The sequence below is a fragment of the Candidatus Blochmannia americanus (nom. nud.) genome (assembly GCF_059934915.1).
The window spans coordinates 400,913-415,596 of the sequence record NZ_CP011792.1 but is presented as its reverse complement, the minus strand read 5'-3'; the positions used below and the strand labels follow the sequence as shown (position 1 = coordinate 415,596).

The following is a 14,684-nucleotide window of genomic DNA, read 5'->3' as shown; positions in this document are numbered from 1 at the left end:
AAAATTCAAAAAATAATAAATATTTAATATTATGTAAATTACATGATATTAAATATAATAAATATTATTTATTAATCATTTAAATAATAATGTTGAATAGGATGCACATCCTGATCAAATTCATATACTAATGGAACACCCGTCGGCACGTTAATTTGAAATATTTCTGAATCACTTAAGTGATTCAGAAATTTTATAATAGCACGTATAGAATTACCATGGGCCACAATAATAATAGTTTTATTGTTTTTAATATGAGGCATTATAAAATCGTTCCAATACGGGACTACCCTTTCTAAAGTTAACGCTAAACTTTCACTATTAGGTAACTCATCAGTCTTAATATTATCATAACGATTATCATTCGTTACAATAAATTGACTATCTTCGCAAATATTTGGAGGAATAATATCAAAACTACGACGCCATCTTTGTACTGTTTCGTAGCCATATTTTTTTACAGCTTCATCTTTATTTAATCCTTGTAACGCTCCATAATGACGTTCATTGAGCCTCCAAGATTTTTCTATTGGCAACCATGCTTGGTCTAATTGATCTAGTATAATCCATAAAGTATGAATTGCTCGTTTTAATACCGAAGTATATCCGTAGTTAAAAAAAAATCCATATTTTTTTAATATTTGACCGGCGCATTGCGCCTCGGCGCGTCCTTGATCTGATAAATCTACATCGACCCATCCAGTAAATCGGTTTTCTTTGTTCCATTGGCTTTCTCCATGTCTTATTAGAACAAGTTTAGTCATATTCATAATTTATTCTCTTATTTTTTATTTACAACTATATAAGTTATATATACACTATTTATTTTAAGTTGGCTATTTAATTATGTATAGGTAGTACTGAAATAAACTTAAATTGTTAATATAACGAGTTGTAAAAAATAAATAAATATATGATACAAGTCATTTATGTAGCAAGCCCGGAAAGCAAACAAATTTATGTCTGGAAATTAGATAATATCCGTGGATTATTAGAATTAATTCAGGTGATAGATACCCCGGGATGTGGCCACCCTATGGCTGTGCATCCTAATAAACAATTTTTATATGTTGGAATACGCCCCAATTTCGGTATTACTGCCTATCGCATAAATCAAATAGGATTATTAACAGAAGATAAGACTATTGCGATACGCAGTAGTCCTACTTATTTAATTTGCGACGTAAAGGGAGCATTTTTATATTGTACATCTTATAGGAATCACACAATAAATGTGATTCCTATAAGTATGTCAGAAAAAGTTATTGGGCGGCCTATACAAATTATAGAAGGTCTATTAGGTTGTCATTCTGCTAATATAGATAAATACAAAAAACTACTTTGGGTTCCTTGTTTACAGGAACATTCTATTAGATTATTTAACATAAATCCATCTGGCATGCTAACCCCATTTAATCCATGTGTTATTAATGCTAATATTGGTTCTGGTCCACGTCATATGGTTTTTAACAATTTTAATTATTACGCATATGTAATTAATGAATTAACAAGCACTGTTGACGTCATTCAATATGATAATTTTATAAAAATGCCAAGTATTGTTCAAACAATAAGTATAATTCCAAAAAATATCAATGCTAAACGATTTTGGGCGGCTGATATACATATCACTCCTAATGGGCGTTGGTTATATTGTTCTGATAGAGCTGCTAATATTATTAGTTGTTTAGAAATATCTAAAAAAACAAAAAAATTAAAATTTATTAGTTATCAGTTGACTGAAGAACAGCCGCGCGGATTTGCAATTGATTATCAAGGAAGATTTATAGTTGTTGCAGGTCAAAAATCAAATTATATCTCTTTATATACAATTGATTCTGATAATGGAAAATTAACGATATTGGCTCGTTATCCATCAGGACAGGGTCCTATGTGGGTAAACATAATACCACTATATTAGTTAATATAAATAGATAAATTTTCATATAATATCATAATATATAATTCGTAAATTTCATATATGAAAAATAGAAAAGAATTAATTTCAAACAATAATTTATTATTATAAATGTATCAGACGTTTTTGCGCTTGTTTTGCCGCATCACTGTTAGGATATAATTTACCTACTTGTTTATATATTATCTTAGCTTTATCTTTCTGTTCTGTTTCTTGCATAATAATACCAATTTTTAATAATGCGTCTGATGCCTTTAATGATTTAGGGTAATTTTTTACAACAAAAGCAAAATGATAAGAAGCATTATTTTTATTGCCTTTATTATAATAAAGTTGTCCTAACCAATAATGAGAATTAGCTTGATAAATTGACTCTGGATAATTTTTTATAAAACTTTGAAAAGCCTCTATTGCTTGATTATATTGTTTTTTTTCCAATACTAACGATACTGCTTTTTTATAAACAGCATCTACATCAATTATCTTTGAGTTATTATTTTCTTGATTTTTTTTAATGTTTGAGTTAACGCATAACTTATCAGAAGTATTAACAGAATGATATGTATTGTTATATTTATTTGCAGTATTATTGATGTATTGAGATAATTTTGTTTGGTTATTTATGATTTCTGATAGGTGACGTTGCAAATCTTGAATGTGTCCACGTAATATATCGATATCTTGTTGATTTTCAGTCAATTGTTGTTGCATTTGAATCAAACATTGACTGTGTGCATCGTATATTTGATGTAATTGATTAATACGTTGATTGTTGTCTATGTTATAATTTATACCTTTAGCGCATACAGTATTATAATATGCAACATTAGGAAACTTAAGCATCACGATAACAATTATGTTGAATTTAAATAAAAATAATATAAATTTTATTATATAATCAATATTCATATATTAATACAACACGTCTATTTTTAGCATAAGCTGCTTCGTCTTGACCTAATACAGCGGGTCTTTCTTTCCCATAAGATACAGTTAACATTTGTTCAGATAATACACCCTTACTTTGGAGATATAATTTGACAGAATTAGCTCGACGTTCACCTAATGCAATATTATATTCCGGAGTACCACGTTCATCTGCATGACCTTCAATTTTAATATGATATAATGGATTATTATATAAAAAATTAGCATGAATATTTAACACATAAAAAAAATGAGAAGAAATATCATAATTATCTAAAGAAAAATAAATAACATTACTAGATTTCAATTCTTGTGTTTTTGATTGCATTTGTTCGTCGAGTATTTTATTACTGCGTGGGCCAGTATGTTCAAAATGATCTAATTTAATGTTTTCATGGCTGTGAGTAGTAGTGTTATTGCATTTTGAAAACGAAGAGCATGCATTAATTACTACACTCATAGTCATTACAAACGCTAATTGTTTAAAAAAATTGTTTAATTTCATATATACATCCATTATTCATTATTTTTTAATTGTTGCCGTAATGAAAATAGCTATGTGTTTTATTCTGAACATAATGTAGACCAAGTTGGAAACCTTATATCACCGTGACTCCCTTTAATATGAGCTCTAAAATTCCCATCAACAGATATTAATTCCAAATTAGATGTTGTTTTTAAATCTTTAATACTACTATATAATACCATAGTATTGTTGGGTGCTATACTGGGAGTATCAGCTAACAATGTATCTGTTAATATCTCTTCTTTCCCAGTTAATAAATTCAATTTAGCAATATTTTGTTTTCCTAGATGTCTATTCACCATCATTATAAATGACCCATCTGAACTAACATTGGGGTTTTGGTTACTAGTATGCAGCCAAGATAATCTTTGAATATCAGCAGTATTAACATTAATTTTATATATTTGTGGTCTGCCTCCCTGATCAGAGGTATAAGCTATGTTTTGACTGTCTGGAAACCAACTAGGCTCAGTATTATTATTTCTATTTTTAGTTAATTGTTTAATTTCTCCTGACTCTAAATCCATAATATATAAATTTAAACTACCTGTTTTAGATAAAGCAAAAGCTAATTTTTTGCAATCAGGAGAAAAAGCAGGAGCCCCATTATGATTTGGAAAATTAATAATGTTATTAATAGATCCAGTACTTAATGTTTGAACAACTAATTCTGAGCGCCCGGAAGCAAAAGTAACATAAGCAATTTTTTTACCGTCTGGTGACCAAGCTGGAGACATTAATGGTTCTGTTGATCGACAAATCGAAATTTGATTATGACCATCATAGTCAGAAATATATAACTCATAGGGATATTTATCATTATTAATACGTAATACATAAGCAATACGGGTACAAAATACACCTTTTATACCAGTTAATTTTTCAAAAATTTCATTACTTATAGTATGGGCTACATAGCGTAGCCATTTTTTTTCTACTGAGTATTGATTTTCTAAGATTATCAACGCAGGATTTTTGGAGGTGTCTATTAAATGATATGAAATAACACAACTTTCATCATAATTTATATGTATTGTGCCTAATGCAATAACATTGATACCTAATTTTTCCCAAAAAGTTGGGATCACATCGGATACTTTAGTAGGCTTATGTGGCAAATATTCTACGGGTACAGTATTAAATTTGCTACTATTACGTAAATCGGAAGCTATGATTGATGCTATATCTTCAACTGATGTTAGTTTATGATATTGATTATTAACGCATGTAAAAGGTATTATGGCAATAGGATGTGCAGTGTTTATTCCACATGTAATTTCAATATGCATATCTGCAAGCAATACAGGTTTCCACAAACATAAAATAAATAATATTAATGGGAATATTTTTTGCAACCAATTTGATAGTTTATTAATTTTTTTAATCATTAAATATATTAAAAGATTTTGTCATAACAAATAAATTATCTAATAACTAATATATTATTATTTTATAAATGTGTAAATATTTTGTTTATTGAGGAGAAAAATTTAATGTTGTGTTTTTAAATATTTCATAAATATCTGCATTTGGGGGTGTAGGAATGTTTGCTAATTTAGCGGCTATAACTGCTGCCTGACATAGGGGGATGTCCCCGGATATAGGAGTCACTGACAATAACATACCATCGGGCGCTAATTTGATGCGCAGAACACATTGTTTACCGACATAATGAGAAGCATTATAAAATTTTTGTTGAATCGATTCACTGATGACACGTTTATATGCGTTAATTTCACTGTTTTTGATCGCATTGTTTAAAATATTACCGTGATTGCTATTTTTCTGTGTCGTGAGATTTAACTTCAATTTTTTGTTATTTTCTATAGGATTTTTTTTATTAATTAATGTATTTAATAAATTATTTAGTTCATTAGAATTATGAGCTGTGTAATTTAATTCATCGTGTATTAGTGTATTTTTTTCTGTATCATTCTGATGTTGCTTTTTCTTAAGGGAATGAGATGCCGTTGCCTTTCCCAATTGACCTTGTGTTTCTGTGATGTTGAATCGATCTGATGGATCGGGGTGTTGCTTTTTCTTAAGGGAATGAGATGCCGTTGCCTTTCCCAATTGACCTTGTGTTTCTGTGATGTTGAATCGATCTGATGGATCGGGGTGTTGCTTTTTCTTAAGGGAATGAGATGCCGTTGCCTTTCCCAATTGACCTTGTGTTTCTGTGATGTTGAATCGATCTGATGGATCGGGGTGTTGCTTTTTCTTAAGGGAATGAGATGCCGTTGCCTTTCCCAATTGACCTTGTGTTTCTGTGATGTTGAATCGATCTGATGGATCGGGGTGTTGCTTTTTCTTAAGGGAATGAGATGCCGTTGCCTTTCCCAATTGACCTTGTGTTTCTGTGATGTTGAATCGATCTGATGGATCGGGGTGTTGCTTTTTCTTAAGGGAATGAGATGCCGTTGCCTTTCCCAATTGACCTTGTGTTTCTGTGATGTTGAATCGATCTGATGGATCGGGGTGTTGCTTTTTCTTAAGGGAATGAGATGCCGTTGCCTTTCCCAATTGACCTTGTGTTTCTGTGATGTTGAATCGATCTGATGGATCGGGGTGTTGCTTTTTCTTAAGGGAATGAGATGCCGTTGCCTTTCCCAATTGACCTTGTGTTTCTGTGATGTTGAATCGATCTGATGGATCGGGGTGTTGCTTTTTCTTAAGGGAATGAGATGCCGTTGCCTTTCCCAATTGACCTTGTGTTTCTGTGATGTTGAATCGATCTGATGGATCGGGGTGTTGCTTTTTCTTAAGGGAATGAGATGCCGTTGCCTTTCCCAATTGACCTTGTGTTTCTGTGATGTTGAATCGATCTGATGGATCGGGGTGTTGCTTTTTCTTAAGGGAATGAGATGCCGTTGCCTTTCCCAATTGACCTTGTGTTTCTGTGATGTTGAATCGATCTGATGGATCGGGGTGTTGCTTTTTCTTAAGGGAATGAGATGCCGTTGCCTTTCCCAATTGACCTTGTGTTTCTGTGATGTTGAATCGATCTGATGGATCGGGGTGTTGCTTTTTCTTAAGGGAATGAGATGCCGTTGCCTTTCCCAATTGACCTTGTGTTTCTGTGATGTTGAATCGATCTGATGGATCGGGGTGTTGCTTTTTCTTAAGGGAATGAGATGCCGTTGCCTTTCCCAATTGACCTTGTGTTTCTGTGATGTTGAATCGATCTGATGGATCTGGATTGTTGCTATTTTTTATTTTTGGATGAGAATTTTGGATAAAAGTATTGATTGAGTTTTTATTATTAACATTATTGGTAGCATATTTTTGTTTTTTTGTTATTATGTGCTGGTATAGCAATACGCAAAAAATCACATGTATAATGATGGATATCACAACAGAGAATTTAAATTTTTTATAATATCTATTAAATAAATTTAATAAGATCATCTAATTTTATAAGAGTGTCATTATATATTTAAATAGAAGGATTCGTTATCATTCCAATTGACTGTATGCCTATGCTATTCAACAAGTTTAATACCTTAATTATTTCATCATATTCTGTAGTTTTAGAAGCAGCTATCAGACATGTTATACTAGGAATAGTGCGTACCTGATGACTCACTTCTGCTGAAATTTGATGCAACTGCATTTTCCCTGCGTGTTTATCATTAATAATAAGATTATAAAATCCCAGTCCTAAAATTTCAATGGTAATTATAAATTTTTCATTATTAATAATATTTGTCGTAACTTCACTATTTGGAAGATTTACCTCAAAACTTTGGATAAATTTAGACGGGATTATCATAAACATCATTAAAAGGACCAATAATATATCTAGAAACGGTATAATATTAATATCAGAATTAATCGTGCGTCTTATATGTTTTCTCTTCATATTGATTGTCCTTGTTTAACATAAAATCAATATTGAAAAAAATATGATGATATAGAATTGTAATAAATTCTTCTATAAAGTTATTATAATTTTGATCTATATTGTTTATTTGTGTAGTTAAATAATTAAATGCCATCACTGCTGGAATAGCTACAAATAAACCAATGGCTGTGGAAATCAATGATTCAGCAATACCTGGAGCAATGATTTGTAAATGCATCATCTGAGTAGCAACCTGATTAGTAGTAATTGTTTTACCTAAATCGATGAAGACATGTATAATTCCTAATACGGTTCCAAATAATCCAATATATGGACTTATAGATCCTATTGTACCTATTAACGTAATATAATCTTCTAATGACTTTAACTCTATATGTATTGCAGTATGCATATTGTCCAGAGTTCTGGAAATTATTGTTTCAGTCGAACAATGTTTCGTTTGATATAACTTAGAGAATTCTTTAAAACCTACGTAAAAAATTTTTTCAGCTCCATTTAATTGATTACAACGAGCTAAAGATTTTTGATATAGACTAGACAAATCTATTCCGGACCAAAACTCGTTTTTAAATGCTTTTAATTTACTTTGAGCAGAATTAATAACTAAAACACGATGCAAAATAATACTCCATGATAAGACAGAAAATCCAATTAGTACAAAGACACTAATTTGAACTAAAATGTTTGTTTCTAAAAATAAATCAAAGATATTCATACTAATTATTAATTTTTATGTTATATAAAAAAGCCTATGTATGATTTTAATTGTTGTAAAAATATTTATTTTTCATATAAAACAATATAATTCCTAAAATATTATGATTATGTATATATAATAATTGAAAAAATATGATCTTTTGTAAAAATAAATTACTAAATATAAATGCAGATTTTAAGATTATTTTATAATAAAAATATACTCACATTTTTTATAAAAAATGTGAAATAAAAAAATAAAAACTAATTACATTCCCAAAAAGAGAATGTAATAAAAGCTCATCATCATGTTTAATTGATTGTTACGCTTGTATAGTGATTGATATTATTTATCAAAAATAAACATGCATATATACATTTATACGCATAAACAAATATAAATATAAATATGTTATTTTTTATTATCACGCATCAATGGTTTTGATGTATTGACCAACATTAATAAAGTTACTTACGACATGTACTCCTGATTTAGATAAAATTTCACATTTTTCACGAGCGGTGCTACCAATTCCAGAAATAATTGCTCCTGCATGTCCCATACGCTTCCCTTTAGGAGCAGTAGCTCCCGCAATATATGCAACTACTGGTTTTCTAACATATTTATTAATATACGTAGCTGCTTTTTCTTCAGATCTACCTCCTATTTCACCAATCATTACTATTAATGATGTTTGAGGATCTTGTTCAAATAATGATATTATATCAATAAAATCAGAACCAAGTATTGGATCACCCCCAATACCAACACATGTGGACTGACCTAATCCAACATCGGTTGTTTGCTTTACTACTTCATATGTTAAAGTACCTGACCTAGATACAATTCCCACGCAACCTGGGTTATGAATATCAGTCGGCATTATTCCAAGTTTACACTGACCTGGAGTAATAATTCCTGGACAATTTGGTCCAATCATACATGTTTTATGCTTTTTTAATTGTTGTTTTATTAACAACATATCCAATATCGGAATACCTTCAGTAATACAAACAATTAATTTAATACCTGCATGGATTGATTCTAAAACCGCATCCTTGCAAACAGGAGCAGGCACATAAATAATAGAAGTTGTCGCATCAGTATTGCTTATTGCTTCATTAACAGTATTAAATATTGGCAATCCAAGATGGGTGCTGCCTCCTTTTCCCGGGGTCACTCCACCTACTATTTTCGTACCATAATTTAATGCTTGTTGAGAATGAAAACTGGCATGCTTACCAGTGAATCCTTGACAAATTATTTTTGTATCTTTATTAACCAAAATTGACATTTTTTAATTTCACCGCAGTTATAATTTGTTGAATTGCATAAGTTAAATTATCAGTGACAACGATATTAAGTTTGCTATTAATTAGTCTATTAGAACCTAATGTAGCATTATTACCCGCTAATCGCACTACAACAGGAATATGCATCGTATTATATGTAGACAATGCGGTAATAATGCATTCAGCAATTAAATCACAACATATAATGCCTCCAAAAATATTTACAAGTATCGCTTTTACTTTAGTATTTTTTAAAATCATGTAAAAAGCTGAAAGAATACATTCTTTGCTAGCACCTCCTCCAATATCTAAAAAATTAGCAGGAATCCCACCTAACGATTTCATTACATCCATAGTAGCCATCGCTAGCCCAGCTCCATTGACCATGCAACCAATATCTCCCTCTAAAGGAATATAGTTGATAGAAGGCCATTGATTATTAGGTAATGCATTGTTTGTTTTATTTATCGCACATATACTAAATAGTTCTGATTGTCTAAATATGGCATTACGATCTACAATAATTTTAGCATCTAAACAACAAAAGTGATCATTATCAGTAATAGCCAATGGGTTAATTTCAATTAACGTTAAATCTTTTTCCAGTAGCATATGTGTTGCATTAATAATAATTTTAGCAAACTGATTGATTTTAACTCCAGATAAACCTAACTTACATGCTAATATCCGTCCTTGATAAGGATATATTCCTACCAAAGGATTGATAATACTCTTATGAATAAGAGTAGGTGTTTTTTGTCCTGTAATTTCAATATTCATACCACCTTGTGTAGAAGCCATACATATTATTTGGGACTTATCTCTGTCAACTAGTATACTTAAATAAAATTCCTGAATAACTTTAACAGCTGGTTCTATTAAAATAGCATGTACTAATTCTCCAGTGTCGGCCGTTTGATACGTCACCAATCTATTACCAAACCATTTATTAGCAAAGGATAATATATCTGTTCTAGAATGGACAATACACACCCCTCCTGATTTCCCACGACCTCCTGATTGAATTTGACATTTTGCTATCCACGGGCCGCAACCTATGTTATTTGATGCAATATAATGTTCTAAATCATTTATATTAGCACATACAAAACCTGTTAAAACGGGTAAATTATATTTTACCATTAGTTTTTTTGCTTGATATTCATGTAAATTCATAATGTATGACCATACGTATTGTAACTTTTGAAGATTAATATAATAATTGAATTTAATAATAATACTAATTTATTAAAAAATATATAAATATAAAATATACTATTTATTGTATATATAGAGATATTAAATTTCTAAAAACAAGCGTACTGGATCCTCTAACAACTCCTTAATATATACTAAAAAACTTACCGAATCTTTTCCATCAATTAATCTATGATCGTATGACAGCGCTAAATACATCATAGGTAATATTATTACCTGGCCATCTTGCGCCACAGGTCGATCTTTTATTGCATGCATTCCAAGAATGGCGCTTTGTGGGGGATTAATAATAGGAGTAGACATTAACGATCCAAAAATTCCACCATTAGTAATAGTAAAATTACCTCCACTTAACTCATCAAGTGTTAGTTTCCCATCTCTCCCTTTTTCGGCTAAATATTTTATATTTTTCTCAATATCAGATACACTTAATGTATCAACATCTCGTAACACTGGTGTAATTAAACCACGTACCGTTGATACCGCAATGCTTACATCAAAATAATTATAATATACTATTTCTTCTCCATCAATGGATGCATTAATTTCAGGAAAATATCTTAAACCTTCTAAGACTGCTTTGACATAAAAAGACATTAGTCCTAACTTAATTCCATAACGTTTTTCAAATAATTCTCCATATTTTTTCCGCAATACTATAATAGGTTGCATGTTTACTTCATTAAAAGTAGTCAACATAGCTGTAGTATTAGTGACAGCCAATAAGCGTTCTGAAATTTTTTTTCGTAATCGATTCATTAAAATGCGCGTTTCCTTACGATCATTTTTTGTTTTTTTTATGTGATGATGGTCTACATCTACATGATTTTTTTGATCGGTGTAGTGTAATTGTTTTGTAGTATGAATATGTGCTTCTACATCTTGACGAGTTAGACGCCCTTTCATTCCGCTGCCTTGAATGTTCTGTGGTTGTAAATTATGTTCTGTTATTAATTTACGAATAGACGGAGTTAAAATGTTGTGATTATCGTTGCTTTGGGAAATAATATGCTCTTGAGATACTACTGATGTAATAGATTGTTGATTTTGAAACATTTGTTGTGCATCTTCTTTAGAAATGACATAATCGGTGTTCAAACGCCCTAAAATTTGTCCAGATACCACTATTGATCCTTCTTGTTCTAAAATTGATTCTAATATTCCTGTATTTGGAGCAGGAACTTCTAACATAATCTTGTCTGTTTCTATTTCAAGCAAAATATCATCTTGTATAACTTTATCTCCTGCTTTTTTATGCCAAGCAGCAACAGTAGCGTCTGCAACCGATTCGGGTAAACTCGGAACCAAAATGTCTATACTACTCATTTTATATCCTTTTTTTAAAAAAAACTAATTTAGATTTAATGCATCGTCAATTAATTTTTTTTGTTGTTGTTGATGTACTGAAAAATATCCTACCGCAGGTGCAGCAGAATCAGGACGTCCTATATAATTTAATGTAATATTTTCAGGTATTATATTATGAAAACAATGTTGGATGTAATACCAAGCTCCTTGATTTTTAGGCTCCTCTTGACACCAAACAAAATCTTGTACATTCGAATAAGAAACGAAAATGGCCTGTATACTTGCATAAGGAAAAGGATATAATTGCTCAATACGAATAATGGCTATATTATACTGTTTATTTTTACGTCGTTGACTTAACAAGTCATAATATACCTTTCCAGAACATACTATCACACGATTGATTTGACTGGAAATAATATTATCGTCTATTTCATTTAACACGACTTCGAATGATCCATATACTAAATTTTCTAATGAACTAGTTACCATAGGATGTCTTAATAAAGATTTTGGTGATATAATAACTAATGGTTTTTTAACATCAACGTTACATATTCCTTGCTGACGTAATATATGGTATATCTGGCCCGGGGTAGAAGGTATACAGACGTGTATATTCTGTTCAGCACATAATTGTAGATATCGTTCTATGCGAGAAGAAGAATGTTCCGGTCCTTGCCCCTCATATCCATGAGGCAAAAGCATTACCAAACCGCACAATTGGCCCCATTTTTGTTCACTAGAACTAATGAATTGGTCAATAACAATTTGAGCGCCATTAGAAAAATCTCCAAATTGTCCTTCCCAGATAACTAACATATTTTTTGCTAAAGTTGCATAACCATATTCAAACGCTAAAGCTGCTTCTTCAGATAATACCGAATCCCAGATAAAAAAAGACCCTTGTTCATTTTCTTTTGTATTAAGATGTGTTAAAGGAGTATATTTCCTGCCATTATCTTGATCATATATCACAGCATGTCTATGGAAAAATGTTCCTCTTGCAGAATCTTCTCCAGACAAACGGATAGAAATTCCTTGATCTAACAAAGTCGCGTATGCTAGCACCTCTGCTGCTCCCCAATCAAATAATTTATTGCCTAAAGCCATTTCTATTCTTTCACGGTAAATTTTTTTTACTCTAGAATGCATAGTGATGCTTGATGGAATATCATTGATACGAAAAGCTAGATCTTTTAAGTATTGAATATTGATTGTATTAAAATGCAGAGCATTTTTATTTTCATGTAGTTTATTTGTATGTAAGTCGGATCGAATATGAACTGGTTGCCACGTATGTAGAATACAACATTCTTTATCTAATTTTTCACGATATGTATTAATCATTTTATAATTTTCATCTGTACTTACAATATCATTATCACTTAAAATATTAGAATAAATATTTAGTAATGTTGGATGATTACGAATTTTTTTATACATCAGAGGCTGAGTGACACTCGGTTCATCGGCTTCATTGTGTCCATGTCTACGGTAACATATCAAATCAATTATTACATCACGTTTAAACGTTCTTCGAAAATTTAATGCGATGCGAGTAACATAAACTACTGCGTCTACGTTATCTGCGTTAACATGGAATATAGGAGCTTGTATCATTTTTGCAATATCTGTACAATATCGCGTAGATCGCATATCGTAAATATTAGATGTTGTAAATCCTACTTGATTATTAATAACAATATGAACTGTACCTCCTACATCATAAGCATGAGTTTTGGACATATTAAAAGTTTCTTGAACGATTCCTTGTGCGCTAATTGCTGCATCTCCGTGTATTATGATTGGGAGTACTACATTACATTCTTTTTCATCATGATGAATCGTTTTTTTTAACAATTGATCAATCCGAGCTCGAGCACATCCCATGACTACCGGACTGACGATTTCGAGATGAGAAGGATTGCATAACAAAGATAAATGTATGATCTTTCCATTAATTGAAACATCTGAATAAAATCCCTGATGATATTTTACATCGCCACTACCACAGGGGATATGGTGCTTATTAGAAAATTCGTTAAATAAATCTTGAGGGTTTTTACCTAAAATATTAATTAAAACATTTAACCGCCCTCGGTGGGCCATGCCTAAAAATATTTCTTTAATATTATGATGATTCACGGAATAACGTATAATTTCTTTTAACATAGGAATTAAAACATCACTGCCTTCTAATGAAAATCTCTTAACCCCTGGAAATTTTGTCCCTAAATAGCGTTCTATCCCTTCTGCTGCTACTATTTCTTGAAGACACTGTTTCTTCTCTTCAGAATTAAGATTAAACACTCCTGCTGTGGATTCAAAATTGTTTTGAATCCACAGCATTGTATTTATATCAAGAATGTGCAGGTATTCAATACCTATGGGCCCGCAGTAAGTTTTTTTAAGAAATTCATATATTTCCAATAAGGTCATTGATTCTTTATTTATTCCAAAACAAACCACATCAAATTTTTTTTTGAAATTTTGCAAAGTAAAGTTATAACTCTCTAAGTCTAAAAGACAATTTTTAGATGTATGGCTCTTCCATAGCTGCAAAGGATCTAATGTTGCATGCTGATGCCCATATGCTCTGAAAGAATTTATTAATTGCAATATCTGTATATAAACAACATGACTGTAAATTTCAGTATCTACATATGACGTATTAAGTCTGATGTTGTGTGTTAACTGAGGAGAGTACACACTATTTTTAAAATCATCAGAAGATTGATGTTCATGATTTTTTTTTAAAGATAATTGTTTAAAAACTTCAATCCAACTCGGATCTATAGCATTAGGATTTTTTAAAAAATCCTTATAAATTTGTTCTACATAAGTTTGATTATTTTTTACTAAATAAGAAGAATTTAACCAATTTTTCAGTGTATCACTATACATTATGAAATCCTTGTATTTTATTACAT

The 14,684-nt window shown here is 30.8% G+C and carries 12 protein-coding genes; 1 reads left to right on the top strand and 11 read right to left on the bottom strand.

The window, feature by feature from the left end:
- Positions 1–71: 71 nt before the first annotated feature.
- Complete coding sequence (gene gpmA / locus Bamer462_RS01765; RefSeq protein WP_500837423.1) at positions 72–770, bottom strand: 2,3-diphosphoglycerate-dependent phosphoglycerate mutase; 699 nt, start codon at positions 768–770, stop codon at positions 72–74.
- Between the two features lie 143 nt (positions 771–913).
- On the opposite strand from gpmA, the gene pgl reads away from it, so the two are divergent.
- On the top strand, positions 914–1,921 hold the full coding sequence (pgl, locus tag Bamer462_RS01760; RefSeq protein WP_500837422.1) for a 6-phosphogluconolactonase: 1,008 nt from the start codon (positions 914–916) through the stop codon (positions 1,919–1,921).
- A 102-nt stretch (positions 1,922–2,023) separates the two neighbouring features.
- Here the strand turns inward: pgl and ybgF are convergent, their stop codons facing one another.
- From ybgF to Bamer462_RS01710, 10 genes are all read right to left on the bottom strand, one after another.
- Positions 2,024–2,761, bottom strand: a complete 738-nt coding sequence (gene ybgF / locus Bamer462_RS01755) for a tol-pal system protein YbgF (RefSeq protein WP_500837421.1) — start codon at positions 2,759–2,761, stop codon at positions 2,024–2,026.
- A 55-nt stretch (positions 2,762–2,816) separates the two neighbouring features.
- Positions 2,817–3,350 carry a peptidoglycan-associated lipoprotein Pal gene (gene pal, locus Bamer462_RS01750; protein ID WP_500837420.1) on the bottom strand — a complete coding sequence of 178 codons (534 nt, stop codon included), beginning with the start codon at positions 3,348–3,350 and terminating at the stop codon, positions 2,817–2,819.
- A gap of 59 nt (positions 3,351–3,409) precedes the next feature.
- Positions 3,410–4,726, bottom strand: coding sequence for a Tol-Pal system beta propeller repeat protein TolB (tolB, locus tag Bamer462_RS01745; RefSeq protein ID WP_500837985.1), 1,317 nt, complete (start codon positions 4,724–4,726; stop codon positions 3,410–3,412).
- A 118-nt stretch (positions 4,727–4,844) separates the two neighbouring features.
- Entirely contained in the window at positions 4,845–6,725 is a 1,881-nt protein-coding gene (tolA, locus tag Bamer462_RS01740) for a cell envelope integrity protein TolA (RefSeq protein WP_500837419.1), read from the bottom strand.
- An 82-nt stretch (positions 6,726–6,807) separates the two neighbouring features.
- Complete coding sequence (locus Bamer462_RS01735) at positions 6,808–7,233, bottom strand: biopolymer transporter ExbD (RefSeq protein ID WP_500837418.1); 426 nt, start codon at positions 7,231–7,233, stop codon at positions 6,808–6,810.
- Positions 7,202–7,951, bottom strand: coding sequence for a protein TolQ (gene tolQ / locus Bamer462_RS01730; protein ID WP_500837417.1), 750 nt, complete (start codon positions 7,949–7,951; stop codon positions 7,202–7,204). The genes Bamer462_RS01735 and tolQ overlap by 32 nt, the downstream gene beginning before the upstream one ends.
- A 406-nt stretch (positions 7,952–8,357) precedes the next feature.
- Positions 8,358–9,227, bottom strand: a complete 870-nt coding sequence (gene sucD / locus Bamer462_RS01725) for a succinate--CoA ligase subunit alpha (protein ID WP_500837416.1) — start codon at positions 9,225–9,227, stop codon at positions 8,358–8,360.
- A complete protein-coding gene (gene sucC / locus Bamer462_RS01720) occupies positions 9,211–10,401 on the bottom strand; it encodes an ADP-forming succinate--CoA ligase subunit beta (RefSeq protein WP_500837415.1) in 1,191 nt (396 codons plus the stop codon). The genes sucD and sucC overlap by 17 nt, the downstream gene beginning before the upstream one ends.
- A gap of 123 nt (positions 10,402–10,524) precedes the next feature.
- The gene (odhB, locus tag Bamer462_RS01715; protein ID WP_500837414.1) at positions 10,525–11,769 is read right to left on the bottom strand and encodes a 2-oxoglutarate dehydrogenase complex dihydrolipoyllysine-residue succinyltransferase; all 1,245 of its coding nucleotides are present in this window, start codon (positions 11,767–11,769) and stop codon (positions 10,525–10,527) included.
- A 24-nt stretch (positions 11,770–11,793) separates the two neighbouring features.
- Positions 11,794–14,658 carry a 2-oxoglutarate dehydrogenase E1 component gene (locus Bamer462_RS01710; RefSeq protein ID WP_500837413.1) on the bottom strand — a complete coding sequence of 955 codons (2,865 nt, stop codon included), beginning with the start codon at positions 14,656–14,658 and terminating at the stop codon, positions 11,794–11,796.
- Positions 14,659–14,684 lie beyond the last annotated feature (26 nt).